Source organism: Brevibacillus sp. NRS-1366, from assembly GCF_050467985.1.
On record NZ_JBITPN010000002.1, the window covers coordinates 249083 to 269844 of the forward strand.

At 45.3% G+C, this 20762-nt stretch carries 18 protein-coding genes; 15 read left to right on the plus strand and 3 right to left on the minus strand.

The features are described from left to right. Position 1 precedes the first annotated feature (1 nt). Positions 2-1624, plus strand: coding sequence for an N-acyl-D-amino-acid deacylase family protein (locus tag ACIFQN_RS01915; RefSeq protein WP_429831317.1), 1623 nt, complete (start codon positions 2-4; stop codon positions 1622-1624). 72 nt (positions 1625-1696) lie between these two features. On the opposite strand, the gene ytvI is transcribed toward ACIFQN_RS01915, so the two are convergent. Further along, positions 1697-2728: a sporulation integral membrane protein YtvI gene (gene ytvI / locus ACIFQN_RS01920; protein ID WP_429831318.1), complete on the minus strand. Its 1032-nt coding sequence runs from the start codon at positions 2726-2728 to the stop codon at positions 1697-1699. Positions 2729-2991: 263 nt separating this feature from the next. Here ytvI and ACIFQN_RS01925 point away from each other — a divergent pair, with 263 nt between their 5' ends. From ACIFQN_RS01925 to ACIFQN_RS01985, 13 genes are all read left to right on the plus strand, one after another. After that, entirely contained in the window at positions 2992-4266 is a 1275-nt protein-coding gene (locus tag ACIFQN_RS01925) for a cation:dicarboxylate symporter family transporter (RefSeq protein WP_429831319.1), read from the plus strand. Between the two features lie 315 nt (positions 4267-4581). Next, complete coding sequence (locus ACIFQN_RS01930) at positions 4582-5379, plus strand: class I SAM-dependent methyltransferase (RefSeq protein WP_429831320.1); 798 nt, start codon at positions 4582-4584, stop codon at positions 5377-5379. A 492-nt stretch (positions 5380-5871) separates the two neighbouring features. Continuing rightward, positions 5872-7029, plus strand: coding sequence for a trans-sulfuration enzyme family protein (locus tag ACIFQN_RS01935; protein WP_429831321.1), 1158 nt, complete (start codon positions 5872-5874; stop codon positions 7027-7029). Between the two features lie 204 nt (positions 7030-7233). Next, positions 7234-8421 (plus strand): MalY/PatB family protein, encoded by a 1188-nt coding sequence (locus ACIFQN_RS01940; protein ID WP_429831322.1) that lies wholly within the window; start codon positions 7234-7236, stop codon positions 8419-8421. 48 nt (positions 8422-8469) lie between these two features. Next, the gene (locus ACIFQN_RS01945; protein ID WP_429831323.1) at positions 8470-9912 is read left to right on the plus strand and encodes a sigma-54 interaction domain-containing protein; all 1443 of its coding nucleotides are present in this window, start codon (positions 8470-8472) and stop codon (positions 9910-9912) included. Between the two features lie 81 nt (positions 9913-9993). After that, positions 9994-10788: an amino acid ABC transporter substrate-binding protein gene (locus ACIFQN_RS01950; protein WP_429831324.1), complete on the plus strand. Its 795-nt coding sequence runs from the start codon at positions 9994-9996 to the stop codon at positions 10786-10788. 16 nt (positions 10789-10804) lie between these two features. After that, positions 10805-11488 carry an amino acid ABC transporter permease gene (locus ACIFQN_RS01955; RefSeq protein WP_429831325.1) on the plus strand — a complete coding sequence of 228 codons (684 nt, stop codon included), beginning with the start codon at positions 10805-10807 and terminating at the stop codon, positions 11486-11488. A gap of 16 nt (positions 11489-11504) precedes the next feature. Further along, positions 11505-12248 (plus strand): amino acid ABC transporter ATP-binding protein, encoded by a 744-nt coding sequence (locus tag ACIFQN_RS01960; RefSeq protein ID WP_429831326.1) that lies wholly within the window; start codon positions 11505-11507, stop codon positions 12246-12248. 31 nt (positions 12249-12279) lie between these two features. Beyond that, positions 12280-13203 carry a thioredoxin-disulfide reductase gene (trxB, locus tag ACIFQN_RS01965; RefSeq protein ID WP_429831416.1) on the plus strand — a complete coding sequence of 308 codons (924 nt, stop codon included), beginning with the start codon at positions 12280-12282 and terminating at the stop codon, positions 13201-13203. A gap of 90 nt (positions 13204-13293) precedes the next feature. After that, entirely contained in the window at positions 13294-13629 is a 336-nt protein-coding gene (locus ACIFQN_RS01970) for a thioredoxin family protein (protein ID WP_429831327.1), read from the plus strand. A 27-nt stretch (positions 13630-13656) separates the two neighbouring features. Further along, a complete protein-coding gene (locus ACIFQN_RS01975; RefSeq protein WP_429831328.1) occupies positions 13657-14001 on the plus strand; it encodes a thioredoxin family protein in 345 nt (114 codons plus the stop codon). 160 nt (positions 14002-14161) lie between these two features. Next, a complete protein-coding gene (locus ACIFQN_RS01980) occupies positions 14162-15130 on the plus strand; it encodes a 1-aminocyclopropane-1-carboxylate deaminase/D-cysteine desulfhydrase (RefSeq protein ID WP_429831329.1) in 969 nt (322 codons plus the stop codon). A gap of 346 nt (positions 15131-15476) precedes the next feature. Beyond that, positions 15477-15692: a hypothetical protein gene (locus ACIFQN_RS01985; protein ID WP_429831330.1), complete on the plus strand. Its 216-nt coding sequence runs from the start codon at positions 15477-15479 to the stop codon at positions 15690-15692. Positions 15693-15859: 167 nt separating this feature from the next. Here the strand turns inward: ACIFQN_RS01985 and ACIFQN_RS01990 are convergent, their stop codons facing one another. Further along, the gene (locus ACIFQN_RS01990; protein WP_429831331.1) at positions 15860-16735 is read right to left on the minus strand and encodes a succinylglutamate desuccinylase/aspartoacylase family protein; all 876 of its coding nucleotides are present in this window, start codon (positions 16733-16735) and stop codon (positions 15860-15862) included. Positions 16736-16755: 20 nt separating this feature from the next. Beyond that, positions 16756-18843, minus strand: a complete 2088-nt coding sequence (locus tag ACIFQN_RS01995; protein WP_429831332.1) for a sigma 54-interacting transcriptional regulator — start codon at positions 18841-18843, stop codon at positions 16756-16758. A 244-nt stretch (positions 18844-19087) separates the two neighbouring features. Between ACIFQN_RS01995 and ACIFQN_RS02000 the strand changes: the two genes are divergently transcribed. Further along, positions 19088-20731: a glutathione ABC transporter substrate-binding protein gene (locus tag ACIFQN_RS02000; protein WP_429831333.1), complete on the plus strand. Its 1644-nt coding sequence runs from the start codon at positions 19088-19090 to the stop codon at positions 20729-20731. Positions 20732-20762: the final 31 nt, after the last annotated feature.

Consider the following 20762-nt stretch of genomic DNA (forward strand, 5'->3'; position numbering starts at 1 on the left):
AATGAGTGAAGAAGAAATGGCGGAAAAAACGTATGATCTCATCATCCGTAACGGCATGGTTTGCGACGGGACAGGAAATCCATGGACGCGGCTCGATGTTGGCTTGAAAAATAGCCTGATTTCGAGCGTATCCAATCTGGCAGCTGCGAGCGGAGACGTGGAGGTGGATGCAGCGGGTCTCGTTGTGGCGCCCGGATTCATTGATGCCCATGTTCACTCCGATTTATGGTGTACAAGGCCGGATATTCACCGGATCAGGGTGTTGCAAGGAATTACGACAGAGCTGGCAGGGCAGGATGGGGTCTCTGTTGCCCCAGTCACGGCGGGGACGAAAGCGCTTTGGATGAAACAACTGAGCAGAGTAAACGGCGACATCGGAGAATGGCCCTGGAGCAGTATCGATGAATACTTGAGCTTCCTGGAAAAGACCAAAAAAGCCGGAAATATCGCCTACCTCGTGCCGCATGGAAATATTCGCTCCATGGTGATGGGATTTACGGGAAGAGAGGCTACGCAAAAAGAAATTGCCGCGATGCAGGAACTGGTAGAAATGGGGATGCAGCAAGGGGCATTCGGTGTGTCATCAGGGATCCAATATCCACCCTGCGTCTATGCAAATAAGGAAGAATTGGTCGGCATCTGCAAGGGTGCGGCCAAATACGGCGGCTGCTTCGTCGTGCATATCCGCAATGAAAGCAATTACTCGGTAGAAGCATTGGATGAAGTGATCGACGCTGCTCGCAAATCGGGCGTTCGCCTGCATGTGTCGCATTTTAAAGTGTGCGGCGAAAGAAACCGGGAAAAGCTGGATATCGCCTTGGAGAAAATGGAGCAGGGACGTGCTGAGGGAATTGAGATTACGTTTGATCAATACCCGTATGCTGCAGCATCTACCTTTCTACATGCGATTCTCCCGCCGTGGATGCATGACGGTGGCGTCCGGAAGATGCTTGAACGGCTACGAGACGCTAGACTTCGAGAGCAGGCAAAGGAAGAGATTTTGCACAGCGGGGAGTACGACAATCCCGTCAGAAACAATGGTTGGGCCAATCTCGTCATTGCATCTGTCTCCTCTGATGGCAATCGGAGGCTGGAAGGAATGAGCCTCTTGGAAGTGGCTGAGCGAAAAGGGACCGAGCCGGCGTATGCCGCATTTGATCTTCTCATCGAAGAAGAAGGCGAGGTCATGATCATTATTCATTGGGGCAATGAGGAGGATGTCGAGCGGGTCATGAAGCATCCGCTGCAAATGGTCGGTTCAGATGGGGTGTTCGGTGGGAAGCCGCATCCACGGCTTTACGGATCATTCGCGCGAGTGCTGGGACATTACTCACGTGAGAAACAAGCTTTTCCGTTTTGGGAAGCTGTTCGGAAAATGACAGGCGCACCAGCCCAGCTATTGCGCCTTCAGGATAGAGGGTTTCTACGTGAAGGATACCGGGCGGATATTGTTGTCTTTGATCCGGCCACCGTGGTTGATCAGGCAACGTACGAAAATCCGCTGACGCTCCCCATTGGTATTTCTCATGTGCTCGTGAATGGACAAATCGTCGTTTCGAATGGGCAGTTCACCGATGTGACGAGTGGAGAAGTCCTCCGCCGTACAAAAGCGTCACGTAAATAACAGCAGTAACATGCAAAATGCCGCTCGGGTGCTGCCGAGCGGCATTTTTCTTTGGAACATTAATCAGGTTTGTTAAAAGTCGATTTTGAATTTCAGGAAACCAGCTTTTCGCAGAGCTTCATAAATGATTACGAGCGCAGGACCCAGAATCAGGCCAAAGAATCCCATGATCTGAAAGCCGAGGAATAGGCTGACCAAGGCGGCTAGAGCGCTGATTCCCAAATTGGAGGCTAGGATTTTAGGCTCGATGATTCGGCGAACAACGGTAATCACGAGGAAAAGAATAATCAAGCCGATAGCCAGATGTGATTTGCCTGTCAGGAAGTTGTAAATCGCCCACGGGACCAAAAAGGAGCCAGTACCCAGGATAGGGAGAATATCGACGAGAACGACGAGTAAAGCGATGACTGCGGCATATTTGACTTGCAAAATAAGGAGACCTACAAACGAAAGTCCAAAGGTCATAAAGCTCAGGATGATTTGGGCACGTAAAAAACCGACAGTGGCGCGGTTCAGTTGAGAGAGAACAACATCCACCTTTTCACGTGCAGAGGTCGTAAACATCCGCATGAAACCGGCACGTAGTCTCGGCAGGTCAAGACTGATCAAAAACAGCGCTACTAGATAGATGATAGTTGTGATTAGAAAGCCTGGAATAATGGCAGCCGCACCTAAAATGCCTTTGGCCAGACTGGATGCCGAATTGATTGCCCACGTTTTTAATCCGGCGAATACGGATTGGATTTGGACGACCGCTTCCACTGGCAAGGAGGCGTAGTACGTTTCCCAGCTCAGCAAATACGATTCCACCAGCTCAAATAGATGCTGAGAAAAAGCAGGAAGCCGCTGTGCCAGATCAATTCCCTGGATGACGATCTGGGTGCCGATCCAGTATAGTCCGAGGCCAAAGCTGACAAGGAACAGGAGGAAACAAATGATAACCGAGCCGAGCCGGTTCACTTTGATGGTGCGAATGAGAAACAGGACTAATGGCTCCAGCAGAATCGCCGTTAAAAGGGCGAGTAAAAACGGGATCGAATAGGGCAATAAATATAGAGCGATGGCAAGTACAATAATCAACAATAGAATTTTCCGAATCGTCATCAAAAGGCTCCATTCTCTTTGCGGTCGGGTTAGATAACTGCTCACTTATTTTAGCATTTTTTCCAGAGGCAAAACAATCGGTCCGCATCAGACTGGGCTTTTCGCAAAAAGTCAAAAAAATAAGAGTAGAGAAAAGAATAGAAAAAAGCGAGCTCTCAAAAATTACGTGATATGATTTTAATCTATATAATCGCTGATAGTTAAATCAGTGAAGAATATAGCGTTGCAAAACGACAATCTAATTCTTATAGCGAGGTGTCAGAATGAAGCGGTTTGGATTAGCGATTCAGATTGTCATCGGTCTCATTCTGGGTATCCTGGTAGGGGCCATTTTCTTTGGCAACCCGGCCGTGGCAACCTATTTGCAGCCAATTGGTGATATTTTTCTTCGGTTGATTAAAATGATTGTCGTACCGATTGTCATTGCCACTCTAATCGTTGGGGTAGCAGGAGTAGGGGACGTCAAGAAGTTAGGCAAGATCGGCGGAAAGACGATTCTCTATTTTGAAATCGTTACCACGATCGCCATTGCGGTTGGTCTTTTAGCAGCAAACCTGTTTCAACCGGGTGTGGGCGTGGACATGTCCCATCTGGCAAAAACGGATATTCATACGTATGTAGAAGCGGCTGAATCGACACAAAGTCACAGCATGATTGATACCTTCGTGAATATTGTTCCTAAAAATATTTTTGATGCCATTGTCCGTGGAGATATGCTGGCCATCATCTTTTTCTCTGTTTTGTTTGGCCTCGGGGTAGCTGCGGCAGGTGAAAAAGGAAAGCCCGTTCTCGCCTTCTTCCAGGGTGTAGCAGACGCGATGTTCTGGGTGGTAAATGCAATCATGCGTTTTGCTCCGTTCGGGGTTTTTGCCTTGATTGGTGTTACCGTTTCCAAATTCGGTCTGTCTTCGCTGGTACCGTTGGCTAAGCTGGTCATTCTGGTCCACTTGGCGATGATCTTCTTTATCCTCGTGGTCCTGGGCGTCATTGCCCGGATCAGCGGAATCAAGATCACCATGATTTTGCGTGTGCTCAAGGATGAATTGCTCTTGGCGTACTCCACCTCCAGCTCGGAGACTGTACTGCCGAAGATCATGGAAAAAATGGAGCGGATGGGCTGTCCGAAGGCGATTGCCTCGTTTGTAATTCCGACCGGGTATTCGTTCAACCTGGATGGCTCCACGCTCTACCAAGCAATTGCAGCACTGTTCATTGCCCAAATGTACGGAATTCATATGCCAATTAGCGCACAGATTACGCTCATGCTGGTACTCATGGTTACCTCGAAAGGAATTGCCGGTGTACCGGGTGTATCGTTCGTCGTACTGCTGGCTACCTTGGGCTCTGTGGGAATTCCGCTCGAGGGACTCGCCTTTATCGCTGGTGTCGACCGTTTGCTGGATATGGCTCGCACCGTTGTAAACGTAGTCGGAAATGCACTCGCTGCCGTTGTTATCTCCCGCTGGGAAGGGCAGTTTGATAGAAAGAAAGCAGACAAATACGTTCGTGAAGTGAAAACAGAAGCAAGCGCAGCGTAAGTAGCTGCGTATAGAAGAAGCCCTTTGCCAGGTATTATCTGGCAAAAGGCTTCTTTTTGTGCATCTCTGTCTAAAACGTGAAGTCCGGTTAGGTACCTCTGAATACTGTTTGTGTAAAACTGGATCCTCTTTGGGGCGCCATCTATAAACGGCACTATTTTTCCAACATATCGAATGAACCTTACAGAAGACAATTGCGGTAACCTCTTGAAATACTCGGGGCATTTATGACCTCTTTGTACAATATATTTTTTGTCGTTCCCTTGTAACAGGAACTGTTGTATATTTTTAACAATTAGTAAGGAGGTGGTAGTAATGAGTAAATTGAAACCAAGTGCTGATTTTACTCCTATTGCTCATCGCTATGACGAGACGAGAAATACTCCAGTACAGATACTGAAAGATGCCTATGAAACGTTACAAGAAGTAGGGATACTCCCAGAGAAGTCCCAGATACTAGACGCAGGTTGTGGTACGGGCCAACTTTCAATCCCTTTGGTAGAGAGTGGTTTTTCTGTTTGTGGTGTAGATATTTCTGAGGCTATGATTAAAATTGCTCAATCTAAGATTCATCCGAGTAGTAACGCATCATACGGTGTTGGAGATGTACAATCTTTATCTTTTACTAATGATTCATTCGATGCGGTTGTCGTGTCAAAGCTCTTTCAACACGTTGGTAACTGGCAAAGATCTATTGACGAATTAATTAGGGTGACAAAACCTGGAGGCTACATCATCCATATAAGGGATCAGGGAGCATTTCGAAACACAGTCCGTCGAAAAATGGAAGAACTGGCTAATGAAGCAGGCTTTAACAATCGGTATGTGGGTGTCCAGAACAGAGAGGATATTCAAAAACATTTCTTATCAAATGGGTGTAGTTTAATTGAAGTTGGATTTAACAAGTTAACATGGGAAAAACAAGTTACCTATGACCTTTGTTTAACTGAACTGAGAGAAAAGTTGTTTGCAGAATTTTGGGTTATTCCTGATGAATTCTATAACGGATTATTACAAAAATTGGAAGCTTGGATAAACGTCCAACAACTTGGTCGTGAAACTAATGAGAATTTATTATGTCAGTTAAAAATTGATGTTTTCAGGGTAAAGTAAAACAAATCCATTGGATTCAAAAGTCATAAGAAGGTAAGTTGTTAAAACAAATGGGTATCGATAGTTAAACAAACACAACGGATAGCTGCTAATCTGTTGTGTTTGTTTATTTTTCCGTATCCCTATACGTGCTTAAAAGATACATAAATCAATACGCGATATCCCAATATTAAATGCAGTACAAACCATCAACAGCAGCAGACTAGGAAAGAGTAATAAGTGTACTTTCGGTTGGATAGGGGTAACTCTTGATCACAATTCCTTTCAATATTGCGAAAATAATATCAATATTGCCAAAGCGCTACCATCGAGCATTTCTATATTTTGTAGAGTATTTTTAGCAAAAATGAAAAAAGGATAGCAGAAAACTGTAGATTTTATAAGGATTTCAGAACTGGCACAACATTTGCAATGTAATATCTGCATACAACTGGAAGGAGGAAGAAAGAAGAACATAAATCAGATTTCGAAAATGAGGAGGCGTAACAGTAGATGAAATACATATCAAATCTAGTGAAAGTGAATAAGGATCCTGGGCATGGCTCCCATATCTCCCCTGTTTATATGACTTCAACGTTTGTTTTTGATAATGCAGATATAGGAGCAAAACGCTTCGCTGGAGAGGACCCCGGATTTATGTATTCACGCCTGGGAAATCCAAATGTACGAGAGCTGGAAGAGAAGGTAGCAGGATTGGAATTTGGTGAAGGCTGTCTGGCGTTCTCTTCTGGGATGGCTGCCATAACGGGTTGCCTTTTGGGAATTTTGCAGGCAGGAGATCATGTCGTTGCACACACAGCGCTGTATGGAGCGACACACGCTTTTCTCGCCAAAACAGTAAAGAAGTTTGGGATCGATGTAACATTTGTGCCATTTAAGTCAGGGGAAGAGCTTGAACCATACATTACAGATCGAACGAAAGTGATCTACTTTGAAACTCCATCCAATCCGACCCTATCCTTGGTGGATATGAAGAGTGTGGCAGCGATTGCCAAGCAAAAGGGCGTACTGACCGTTGTTGACAATACATTTTTGTCCCCGTATTTGCAAAATCCGATCCTTTGCGGAATTGATATTGTCGTACACAGCGCAACAAAATATTTGTCCGGTCATGGTTATCTGATTGGTGGACTAGTGATTTCGAGTAAGAACATAATTGATCCGATGAGAAAAGAAGTGCAGAAGACAATGGGAGCAAATTTGGCTCCTATGGATGCATGGCTTCTCAATCAAGGGATACGTACATTACACATTCGGATGGATCGCTCGCAAGAAAATGCACAATTGCTGGCTGAGCGCCTGGAAAACCATAAGGCAATTGAGCGGGTTTATTTTCCCGGTCTAGAAAGTTTCGAAGATAAAACGATCATGGAGAAACAAATGAAAGGCCCGGGAGCAATGATTTCATTTGTCTTGAAGGACGGATACAAAGCGGGTGTTACACTTATGAATTCAGTGAAATTATGTACCTTAGCCGTTTCTCTAGGGGACGTAGGCACGCTGATTCAACACCCGGCATCGATGACACATGCAATTATACCCAAAGAAGAAAGAGAAAAAGCAGGTATCGATGATGGACTCGTCCGTTTTTCAGTTGGAATTGAAGATGTAGAAGATATATGGAGCGATCTGGAAAATGCGTTAGGTTAACGGGTGGAATCAAACCTGGAAAGTTTTTTTCAATCCTGCAAAAGCCAAAGAGTCGAATATTGCTGGTTTTTCTGATGAAGGTTCGCAACATTGAAAAAGTGATCAAAAAGTCAGCCCTAAAAACGTTGATTTTATGCGGTTGTAAGATTGGCATAAGAATTGCTGTTGTAAATAATCAGGTACACAATATGAACCATGGAGGTTATGAACGTGAAGTATGATTTCGACGAAGTCATCAACCGCGTAAATTCAGCTTGCGAAAAGTGGGATGCTCTTCCTAATCGCTTTGGTGTAAGCGATGCGATTCCAATGTGGGTTGCGGATATGGATTTTAAGGCACCTCCTCCTGTCATAAATGCTCTGCATCAAAGAGTTGAGCACGGTGTTTATGGCTATACACTTCGACCTGATTCGTACTTTGAGGCGATTATGGATTGGATGAAAAGAAGACATCATTGGTCAATAGAGCGAAAATGGATCGTTCACAGTCCTGGCATACTCCCGGCCATATCCTTGATCATCAATTCTTTTACACACCAAGGGGATAAAGTCATTGTTCAAACACCTGTCTACCACCCGTTCTCTCGGATCATCAAGTCACTAGGGCGTCAAGTTGTCAATAACCCGCTTACATTTGAAAAGGGACGATACACAATGGATTTTGTGGATTTGGTAGCGAAGATTGACTCCACTGTTAAAATCTTGGTGCTCTGCAATCCACATAATCCGGTAGGGAGAGTTTGGAGCCAAGAAGAGTTGACGATGTTGGGACAAATTTGCATTAAAAACAATATTCTCGTAGTTTCAGACGAGATTCATTGCGACCTTGTTTACAAAGGACATGAACATACACCGTTTGCTTCTATTTCAGATGAGTTTGCCGAGCATTCTTTTACTTGCATAGCACCATCCAAAACATTTAATTTAGCGGGTCTACAAACTTCCTCTATCATTATTCCGAACGAAAAATGGAGAGATATTTTGAACCAGTCAATAAACAGTCTGAATATCGGTTCCCCGAATACGTTCGGGATTGTAGCAACAGAGATTGCCTATCAATACGGTGAAGATTGGTTAGAGCAAGTAATCGATTATTTACAAGGGAACCTGGATTTTCTTGTTCGTTACTTCCAAGAGAACATTCCGCAAATAAAAGTGATTCAGCCAGAAAGCACGTATTTAGTGTGGTTGGATTGCCGAGAATTAGGGCTTCCTATGGAAGAACTTGATACATTTATGCTTCATAAAGCGAGAGTTGCGATGAATGAAGGATATATTTTTGGAGAGGACGGCATCGGATTTATGCGAATGAATATCGCGTGTCCACGCTCCATATTAGCAGGGAGCTTACGTCAAATAGAAGAAGCCGTTAACTTTTTATGTAAGGCATAGCGTGAAAAAAGAATGGAGCAAACCTAAAATGTAAAATGGGAGGGCAATATGTCAGACTTTACCTACATTCAGGAATTTGTCCAAACATTCTCGGAAACGATTAATGAAGTGCTTGGTTTTGATGTAACCATACTTGATGACACCGGAATCCGAATTAGTGGAACAGGTGCATACCGATTTACGATTGGCGAACCATCACCAGAGGGGTCCCTACTCCGGATGATCATGAAAACGGGGAAACCCGCCATGACTCATGATGTTATAAAAAATGAATCGCAATGTATGAACTGTAAATTTCTTACACAGTGTAAGGTTTCCACCATCATTGGTTTTCCCATATTCAAACGGAATAGACCTGCTGGGGTCATAGGTATCATGGGTTTTTCCTCTGAACAGAAAGAAAGAATGATGAGAAACACCGAGACGCTATTAAATTTTTTGCATCATATGAGTTTTCTGCTTGAGAATAAACTTTTATTGATAGATAACAGTCAAGAATCAGGGTGCGATGCGTATGAGGATGCCGCGGCCTTAAAAAATGTTTCCTTTGATAGCATTGTAGGCCACAATTGTGGACTTCAAGATGTAATAAAAAAGGCAAGACGTGTTACCAACAGTCCCTCAACTGTTCTTATCAGGGGTGAAAGTGGAACTGGCAAAGAGTTGTTGGCACAAGCGATTCATTATGAAAGTAATCGAAGAAAAAATCCTTTTGTTGCCATCAATTGCGCCGCGATTCCTGAAAATCTTTTGGAAAGCGAATTGTTTGGTTATGAGGGAGGGGCTTTCACTGGATCAAGACGGGAAGGGAATATTGGTAAATTTGAATATGCCCACAAAGGGACGTTATTTCTAGATGAAATTGGTGATATGCCAATTTCACTGCAACCAAAATTATTAAGAGTTTTACAGGAGAGAACCATTGAACGTATTGGTGGGAAAAAAATCATTCCTATCGATGTAAGAGTAATAGCAGCTACACATAGAAATTTAGAGGAAATGGTGGAAAAAGGCACATTCCGAGAAGATCTGTATTACCGTCTCAATGTCATACCGCTCATTACCAAACCTCTAAAGGAACGCCGTGATGACATTGTGTTACTTCTTACCTATTTTATTAGAAAACATTGTAGAATTTTGAAAATAAATGAGCTCTGTATCGATCCCGTATTAGAGCAGTGGTTGATTCAATATGATTGGCCAGGAAACATTAGACAGCTGGAAAACGCGGTAGAATATATGGTCAATATAGCTGAATCAGATACGATAGATTTCAATGATTTACCGGATTACCTTGCGAAACAGGAGAATTTTGTTTGTTTGAAAAGGGGATTAAGTTTAGAACAAATGATTTCAGAGTATGAAAAGAATATTTTACAAACCTTTTATTTTGCCGAACCCTATAAAAATGATAAAGAAAAGATTTCACAAATGTTGCAGATTAGTCTCTCTACGTTATATAGAAAGCTGGAAAAATATCAGTTGGTTTAATGGACTTGTAAAATTTTGTTTATAAATATCAGAATATTTTTATTAGTGAAAACCAAATTCCCAAGAGAGAGGTGCATTTTTGTGAAAAAGCGTTCCATTTTAGTTGCTATCTCCTTACTCGTTTCCCTTGTGTTAACGGCATGTGGGGGGGCACAAACGGCAACCGGGAGCAAGAATCTACTTGAGCAAATTAAAGCAGATGGAAAAATTAAAATCGGTACTGAAGGAATCTATCCACCGTTTTCCTTCCATGATGCATCTGGAAAGCTGACTGGCTTTGATGTTGAAATCGCAGAGGAAGTAGCGAGCAGACTTGGTGTCAAGCCAGAATTTATTGAGACCCAATGGGATGGCATGTTTGCCGGACTTGATTCGAAGCGATTCGATATGATTGCAAATAATGTAGGAATTCGTCCTGACCGTCAGGAAAAATACGATTTTTCAGATCCTTATATCTTGTCAAAACCCGTTTTACTTGTTAATAAAGACAATGACACTATAAAAACATTTGCGGATATAAAAGGGAAAAAAGCAGCCCAGACACTTACTAGTAACTATAAGGACATAGCCGCATCCAAAGGTGCTGAGATCGTGGGAGTCGAAGGGTTTAATCAAGCCATTGACCTATTAACTTCAAAACGTGCTGAAGTGATTGTAAATGATGGATTGGCTGTTCTCGATTTCATAAAGCAAAAGCCTGATTCGCCTGTTAAAGTCGTAGCAGAGCTTGATGAACCTGCAATAATGGGAATGATGTTTAGAAAAGGCAATAAAGAATTGGTAGAGGCCGTAAGTAAAGCAATCTCCGACATGAAGAAAGATGGTAAATATTTGGAAATATCACAAAAATACTTTGGGACTGACGTATCCAAATAACGGAGGGAGTGTTTACATGTTTACAGATGACAGACTTCAACGAATCGTTGACATCGTTGTAAATTCTTTTCTCCCTATGTTAAAAGCAGGGATCGTTTTTACTGTACCATTGACACTCATCTCTTTTTTTCTGGGACTCATTCTTGCTTTGCTTACCGCACTGGCTCGGATCTCAGGAATTAAACCACTTGACGCTGTTGCAAGATTTTATGTATGGGTGATTCGGGGAACACCACTCCTAGTTCAATTGTTTATTATCTTTTACGGTCTTCCCAGTGTTGGGGTAACGATTGACCCACTTACGTCGGCTATTATCGGCTTTACGATTAGTGTTGGTGCCTATAACTCAGAGGTTATCCGGGCAGCAATCCTTTCCATTCCGAAAGGCCAATGGGAGGCAGGTTACTCAATCGGGATGAGCTACGCCCAAGCGTTAAAAAGAATTATTCTTCCTCAAGCAACACGGGTCTCTGTCCCACCCTTGTCAAATAGTTTTATCAGCTTAGTAAAAGATACATCCTTGGCTGCTACCATTACGGTTACCGAAATGTTTCGAGTCGCACAGCAAATTACAGCTACCACATATGAACCATTAGTATTGTACTGTGTCGCAGCCGTTATTTATTTGATGTTTAGTACAGTCCTTTCAGAAGCACAGGGACGTATGGAAAGACGATTCGATCGTTATGTGACGAGCTAATATAGGAGGAATGTACGTGATTGAGATGAAAAACCTGCATAAGCAGTTTGGACAAACAGAGATTTTAAAAGGTATCGATCTAAAAATAGAGGAAGGGAAAACGGTTTGCATCATTGGGCCGTCGGGGTCAGGAAAAACAACGCTGCTTCGTTGTTTGAATTTACTGGAGCTACCTACAAAAGGGTCGATCAACCTCGGAAAATTTACGTTGGATTTTGGGGATAAAAAACACATTACAAAAGATACCGTCATCAAGTTCCGCCAGCAAACAGGCATGGTTTTCCAGAGCTATAATTTGTTCCCTCATATGACTGCCCTTGAAAATGTAATGGAGGGCTTGGTCATCGTTCGCAAGCAAGAGAAAGAGTCTTCACGGGTAAAAGCGCTCCACTTGCTGGAGAAGGTCGGTTTAAAAGAACGGGCAAACCACTACCCCTCTCAGCTATCAGGTGGACAACAACAACGCGTAGGAATCGCCAGGGCGATGGCAATGGAGCCTGAAGTTCTGCTGTTTGACGAACCTACTTCCGCATTAGATCCTGAGCTGGTGGGTGAGGTTCTGAAGGTTATGAAAGAACTGGCTAAAGAAGGAATGACCATGGTTGTTGTAACGCATGAAATGAACTTCGCTCGTGAGGCAGCGGATAAGGTTGTATTTATTGATAAGGGTGTAATTGTCGAAGAAGGAACACCGGAACAAATTTTTGAACACACACAGCATGAACGTACATTGCAATTTTTAAACAAACTATGTTCGTAGAATCATGTAACGATAAAAGAGGAGGGTAATGATGTATAAAACCATTGTTCTAGGGACAGGTCCTGCAGGGTTAACCGCAGCCATCTATCTAGCACGTGCTAACATGAATCCTTTAGTCATTGAAGGACCTGAACCTGGGGGACAATTGACATTGACTACAGATGTTGAGAATTTCCCCGGTTTTCCCGATGGGATTATGGGACGAGATCTGATGCAGAACATGCGTGAGCAAGCAAAGCATTTTGGAGCAAAGTTTGAAAGGGGATGGGTTAAAAATATCGATCTTTCCAATTCCCCCTTTACTTTAGCGGTTGAAGGATTAGGAGAATTGAAAACCCAATCTTTAATCATTGCAACAGGGGCTTCTGCGAAACTATTGAATATTCCGGGGGAGAAGGAAAATATCGGGCGTGGAGTAAGCACCTGTGCAACATGTGATGGATTTTTCTTTCGAGGAAAGAAAATTATCGTTGTCGGTGGCGGAGATTCAGCTATGGAAGAAGCAAATTTTTTAACCAAGTTTGCTTCAGAGGTTCGTGTTGTTCACCGCAGAAACGAGCTTCGCGCCTCCAAAATTATGCAGGATCGCGCCCGAAATAATCCGAAAATTACCTGGAGTTTAAATTACATTCCTGAAGAAGTGATTGCAGGAGATAAATGCGTTACTGGCTTGAAAGTAAAAAACAGCGATACAGGAGAAGACGAAATTTTGGAATCGGATGGTATTTTCATAGCAATCGGACATAGACCGAGCACAGCTTTTTTAGACAATCAAGTCAAAACGGACGATATGGGATATATCCTCGTGAATCCGGGTACAACCGAAACCAATATTCCTGGTGTATTCGCCTGCGGGGATGTTCAAGATCACAAATACCGCCAAGCCATTACTGCTGCAGGAAGCGGCTGCATGGCTGCTCTGGATTGCGAAAGATATCTTGATTCACAGGGGTGAGCATACAGGGCATTTTGGTGAAGGGGGGTGGTTTAGCAATCGTGTTATACGGAATATTTACAATATTAGGAATTGTGGAGGGGATAATGGATGAGAGAGATCAAAACAGAGCAAGAGTTTGATGAGGCGATTTTATCAACAAAACCAGTCGTTGTTAAATTTTATGCCGATTGGTGCCCGGATTGTCAGCGCATCGATCCATTCATGCCAGCTGTGGAAGAAGCGTACAGAGAAAAGATTGATATGATCGCAGTAAATCGAGACCATTTTGCAGACTTAGTAGAGAAGCTAGATGTGTTTGGAATCCCCAGCTTTATTGCTTTTCAAGAAGGGAAGGAACTGATTCGCTTTGTAAGCAAACTCGGAAAAAACCAGGAAGAGGTTGAGCAGTTTCTCAATCAAATCGTAGAGGTAAGTGGTAAATAATCATTTGCGATAGGGAGGATTGTCATTATGAAAGAGATCAAAACACAACAAGAGTTTGATGAGGCGATTTTATCAACAAAACCAATCGTTGCTAAGTTTTATGTTGATTGGTGCCCGGATTGTCAGCGAATCGATCCATTCATGCCAGCTGTGGAAGAAGCGTATAAAGAAGAGATCGATATGATCGCAGTAAATCGAGACCATTTTGCGGAACTGTTAGAGAAGCTAGATGTGTTTGGAATCCCCAGCTTTATTGCTTTTCAAGAAGGGAAGGAACTGAGTCGCTTCGTAAGTAAACTCGGAAAAAGCCAGGAAGAGGTTGAACAGTTTCTCAATCAGATAGTAGAGGTAAGCGGAAAATTACAGAAATAAATAATCATTCACTCGTATTACTCCTAAAACATCCCAAGCATATTCCTGCTTGGGATGCTACTTTCTAAGTGGCTGATGAATCGATTACGAAGAGGATTCAATCCTTATGACGAAAGCTAGTGGAAATGGCGGGAAGGAAGAGAACAGGGAGGTTTTACCTATGAGCATGATGCAAGAGGCGCAAATGAAGAGTCCTTTGCACACTCTGCCAAGGCTTAGCGCCATGCTGGATAGAGAGATTTGGATCAAACGTGATGACGCAAACGGCGATATTTTAACAGTAGGAAACAAAAAGCGAAAGCTGCAATACCTGCTGTCAGACGCGATTCAAAAAGGAGCAGACACGGTCATAACGACAGGTGGCCCCAATTCAAATCACGCTCGAGCGACGGCAGCTATGGCTATACAGCTAGGTTTGAAACCTATTCTTGTATTAGGCGGCCACAAACCGGAGAGCAAAAAAGGAAATCATCTTTTGAACCATTACATGGGAGTAGATGTTGTTTTTTCAGGAGCGAGTACGCATGAAGAGATGGAGAAGGCATTGAACCAGCACGTGGAAAAAGTGAAGGCGGAAGGATTGCGACCTTATGTTATCGGGGTAGGGGGGTCAAACGGTTTGGGTTCATTAGGCTTTGTAGACGCCTACTTTGAGCTGAAAGAGCAAGCGACAGAAAAGAAAGTGCAGTTCGACTGGCTTTTTGCGTCAGCAGGCTCCGGAGGAACGATCGCTGGATTGATCTATGGATGCTACCTGCACAAAGACGCCACCCGGATTGTAGGGGTATCGCCCTGGCTGCGAACTGCTGGTATCAAAGCCAAAATTGAATCTTGCTTACACGAAGCAGTCTCCTTAAAAGGCGATGGCCGAAAGCTTCATCTTGATGATCTCCCCGTGTACATACATGACGAATACATCGGAGAAGGTTATGGATATCCTACGGACGGCGGAATGGAAGCCCTTCATTTGCTCGCGAGCAAGGAAGCCATTTTGTTGGATCACGTCTATACAGCAAAAGCGATGGCGGGCTGTATTGATTATATCCGCAAAGGAAAAGTAAGACCTGGCGAAAAGGTATTGTTCTGGCATACAGGTGGAACTCCAGGACTCTTTGCGATCAGTGGCTGAACAAAGAGGTACACGAATAGCCCACGTTTGAGAAACCAAGAATTATTAGCTCTAATGGCGAAACAATCGGGACGATTAAAGCCAAACAAAATAAAGATGTAGACTGAGACAATTAAGTCAAAGACTGACGATGCGTCACTAAAGCTAACGGAGAACGGGAGCTTAAACATAACACAGAAGGCTGCTGACGTTTTTTTAAGCGGCAGCCTTCGCTATGCTAACGTGCGAGCAGGATAGTTGAGCAATAGTAAGAATACGTAAAGTAGGTTTATTCAAATGTCAGAAATTGTAGAAACGTGAGGGTTACCTCAAATAAAGGATGGAGTAAAAGGCGGGGTGTAAGGTTATGAATGCGTTAGAACAATTACCAGGACCGGAAAGCCAGACACCAGAAGATTTCGTACAATTCGCGAAAGATTATTTCGAATTAGCACTGCCGGTAGAAATTGTTGAAAAAGTTTATGAGGGTGTCCCTGTTACTGTGGAGATGATTCAAATGCTAAACCCCGACTGTGCTACTGAGGAAGTTTATCGAGAGTTGGAATTATTGAGGTTAATTTAACGAAAATAAAAGATTGAGCTAACGGGGGCCGATCCCCGGTTGAGTACCGAGAAACGGCCGCTGCTTAACGCATCCTTTTTTACATGTTTACTTGACAGGGATACGACCAAATGAACTGGATCTTTTAAGTTGCTGCTTCGGGTCGAAATTAGCGCGAAGGGAGGGCGTTATTGGCTTTTTTCTACGGGTGCTATCCCAGCCAAACTCTCCCCGGCAAAACAGTAACGGGGAGGACTTACGGTTGTGATGACACCGGAGAGGGGAGCGATTACCGGATTTCCTTCAAACGTACCCAAAAGCTCTCCTTCCATGCACGTCTCACCAGCGGTGGCTTCAGGGATAAATAGCCCGGGGTGCGGGGCAGTCAGCGTGGTGATCTCGTTGTAAAAGGCAACGGAGGAACCGGGGGAAGCGGCATCCACCAGGCCAAGGTGATGCAGGCAGCGGATGATCGCCCGGCAGCACTCCACAGCAGCAGGGATATCGATGGTTCCGCCGGGTTGACCCGCGGGCAATTCGATAATCAGCGCTTTTTGGCCGGCTCGGCACGATTCAACGAACAACTGCCCTCTGACCCCGCTTGATTGAATGACAATCGGGAGTGACAGCGCCTCCGCAAGCTCCCGAATTTCCGGATATTCCTTGTAGAGGGCGAGTGTATACGTGGTGCCTCCAGCACCGATGCAATGCAGATCGATCACATATTGTGCATCGCGCGTCTCTAGCCAGAGCGCATGGGCCAATTGCATGGTGGGGCTGCCCTCGGCCCTGCCGGGGAAAATGCGGTTCATATCGATCCCATCAAAAGGGGAGACGCGCGTTCTGTTTCGGAAGGAGGCGGGATTGCAAATCGGGATGACTTTCACGAGGCCGTTGATCGTCTGCTGATTAAGCTCCTTCATAAGCAGCATAGCAGCGTGAACAGCCGTCTGCTCATCGCCGTGGACAGCAGCTGTTACGGCAACGCGCGGTCCATTCCCGTTACCGAATTCATGTACGGAAAAGCTAGTGACGCTTGTCTGCTCAAACATTACCTCACGCATGAGGGAAAACCTCCTTTTCCTTACCGGTACTTATCATGCAATGAAACGTTTAAATAGTCCACTCCCGGCCGGGTCAGCTTAATTCCCACCCTGCCTCTTGTCGTAACGACATATCCCCGCTGCTCAAGGGCTTTCAGCCGGCTGCGTATTTGCTGCTCCGATAAATCCCTGTGCCATTCGTGCGTCTTCTCCGCGATTTTTTTCCTGCCAATCGATTCCCCCTTCTGGTTAAACGAATGAATCAATTTCAAAATAAACAGGAATTCCTCTAGATCCACAGGCAGCTCTTCTACCTGTGGGAGGGGGGCGGCTGTTTTTGCCGGTACTAGGCTCGCAGCTAACAGTGGCTCCTTCTGGTGCTTCTGTTGGAAAAAGCTTTCATCGGGGATATCATTCATGGTGATGATCGTCCCGTCGCAAACGGCGAGCATGTAATCGATCGTATTTTTCAGCTCCCGCACATTCCCGTACCAGTGGTATTGCATCAATCGTGCCATCACCTCGGGGAGGAGCTGGATGTGGTTCCTGCCGCTTTGCGAGAGGAAGTGCTTCACGAGATGAGGGATATCTGCTTTCCGGTTGCGGAGCTCTGGCAAATGGATATACAGGATTTTAAGCCGGTGGTAGAGGTCCTCCCGAAACGTTCCATGTTCGATCATGTACAGCAGATTCCGGTTAGTGGCCGCGATGACACGCACATCGATCGGGATGATCTTGTTTCCTCCGACCCGCATGATTTCTTTTTCTTGTAAGACTCGCAGCAGTCTGGCTTGCAGCTTTAATGAGATGTCACCAATTTCGTCCAGGAAGATCGTGCCACCGTTCGCCTGCTCAAACAGTCCGATTTTCCCACCTTTTTTAGCTCCAGTGAACGCTCCTTCCTCATAGCCGAACAATTCGCTTTCCACCAATTCATCAGAAAGTGCGCTGAAATTGACTGCGAGAAACGGGCCGTCCCGACGCAGCGATTCGTTATGAATGGCGCTCGCATACAGCTCTTTTCCCGTCCCGCTCTCTCCTTCGATCAGCACGGTCAAATTGGTTTTGGCGATTTTTCCAGCGATCTGCGTGCATTTCTCGATGGCGGGGCTGTCCCCGCGAATATCGGAAAACGTGTATTTGGCGATGTAGCCCTTTTTCACCAGCTCGCGCCGAAACGTTTTTTCCATTTCAATCGTTTCGTGCGCATTTTTAAACGTGGCGACGATAGCACCCTCACTCTCCAAATAAAAGCGGTGGACGATCACATCGGTATGCAGGACGGAAAACCAGCCGGATTCCTCCGGCGAGTTGTTCAATACAAATGAAACCAGTTCGGAGTTTTGAAACACCTCTTGCAGGTGTCTGCCGAGCGCTTTCGCATGAAACATGCCCAGCATGTGCTGCAGGTTTTCGTTGAACACGGTAATGACGCCCTTGCTGTTGACTGCCAAAATCCCGTCGTTAACCCCGTCCAATACTTGCTTGAGATGCTTGTTCAACCGATCCGATTCTTTGCTCTTTTTGGACAGGTTTTTGCTGAGATCGATGATTTTTCGTATGTATTTTTCGGAAACGATGTCTCCCTTTTTCGCAAGTAAACCAATATGCTGAAGGATGGTCATGACGGTCGTAATATCAATCAAACGCGGGCCAATATTCACGATCTCCTTGATAAAGGAGGGGACCAGGCTTACTTCTCCCGGCGTGATGGCAAACTCTACCTCCGGGATGTTTTTTTTGCCCGGGTAGAAAGGGATATAGTTGATATGGTTGATTCCGAGCTGCAGCAAGGTTTCGATTGATTCATAGACGGTTTCCGGAGCATCGTTCACATACAATGCGTTTGTCTGTTCCGGTAGAAACAGCAGCTTGTCAATGTGCTCAAAATTGACCGTCCGCTTGGCGACTACGACCGTGCAGCCGCTTCCGATAAAAGGAGCCGTCTCTTCCTCGATGGCAGAGGTAGAGAGAATGATGAGCTGGTTGTGAAATATTGTCGGAATGCCTTCTTCATAGGAGTAGGCATAGATGCGGACGAAATCGCCAATCACGTCTTGAAGCTGCCGGACAAGCATTTTTCGCGTTTCCGTCGTTCCGGTCAATAAAATGAGCTCTTTGGCGTACATAGTCAGCCCTCCAATTCTTCCACATTAATGGCGGTTAATGGTTGTAAATGTTTATATTTACCGACGTTATTTTTAACCATTATAGGAGGGAAAAAGGTGATTTGTACACAAAATATAGAAAATTTAAAATATAACCAGCTCCATCCTCCACTATTTTCAAGTTGGCACAGTCTTTGCTTAATAGGATTCCTGACAGGTTGAATCAACTTGTTTATACACTACACATGAAGGAGGGGGATGTTTTTTGAAAAAGAAGAGAAGCTTCCTTACCGGACTGAGCTTTATGCTCGTTGCCGGAATGCTCGCCGCTTGCTCTGCGCCTGCAGAACAGGCAAAGCCCAGTACGGATACAGCAAGCGCGGGTAACACCGCGGCGCCGGCAACCAGCTCAGCGACAGAGACTACGCAGACAGAGAAAAAGGCAGAGGAAAAAACGATCACGTTAGCAGTCGAGGCAGAGCCTGTCTCGCTCGACCCGCAAAACGTGACGGATGGAAACTCCATCACGGTACAAAGAGCAATGTTTGAAGGACTCCTGACCTTTACAGACAAAATGCAGCCCGTGCCCGTTCTGGTGACCGATTACCAGCTGAACGAGAATGCAACGGAAATCACGTTCACCTTGCGCGAGGGTGTCACCTTCCATGATGGCTCGCCGTTTAACGCCGAGGTGGTGAAGGCCAACCTCGATTTCGTCCGAGATGAAAAAAATGGCATGGCAAGAAGAAGCTATTTCTCGTTTATCAAGGAAGTCGTGGTCAAAGATCCGACACACGTGACAATCGTCGCCAATGCCCCCAATTCGACGATGATCTCCTACCTGGCTCATCCCGCAGCCTCGATGAAATCGCTGGAGGTTCTGAAAAAGAAGAAGGCTGACCCTACCTTTAACCTTGACCGCAATCCGGTGGGCACAGGTCCCTATCAGTTTGTGGAATGGAAAGAGAATCAGCACGTGAAAGTTACCCCGTTTGCTAACTACTGGAACAAGGATCAGGCAGCCAGGGCTGATAGCATCGTGTATAAACCGGTCGTGGAAGCCGGCACGCGCATCAATATGCTGAAAGCCGGGGAAACGGACATTATCACCAAACTGCCGACCCTAAAAGCCAAGGAGATTGCCGCGGACAAGAAATTTAACGTCTACAAGACGCCCTCGCTAAACGTCTATTACGTCGGAATGAACCTGAAGCTGAAAAAATATCAAGACAAGAAAGTCAGGCAGGCCATGAACTACGCAGTGAACAAGGATGAGTTGATCGGCGGCGTGCTGGACGGCTACGGCACAGTGGCGGATTCCGCGATCGCACCCAACACCTACGGCTATTCGCAGCAAAAAGTATATGAGTATAACCCGGATCAGGCCAAGAAAATGCTTGCGGAAGCGGGGCTGAAGGACGGCTTTGAGGCAACGCTGTGGACCCGTAATTCCAGCGAGTTCATCGCGATTGCCGAAAATGTAGCGATGCAGCTGGGCAAGGTCGGAATCAAGGCGAAAGTCCAGGCGTACGAGAGCGGCACCCTGTTCGACATGCTCGACCACGAAAAAGGAACGGACCTGTGGATCGGCCGCTGGTCTCCGGGAACGGGGGAAGTTGATTACGGCATTCGCCCGAATTTCCATACGAAAAGCTTTGCGCCTGACAACAATAACTCCGGCTTCTACAGCAATGCGCAGGTAGATAAGCTGCTTGACGAAGCGATCATGACCGCGGGCAAGGACGACGCGATGAAAAAGTACGCAGAGGTGCAAAAAATCATTTATGATGACGCGCCTTGGGTATTCCTGCATGTGCCCGACCTCATCGTTGCGAAAACAAGCGCTGTTTCCGGCGTGATGGTGCTGCCGAGCGATACCGTGATCGTGAACACCGCTGAAAAGCAATAAGACCAAACACGTTGCGGGCATGTTTTCGCAG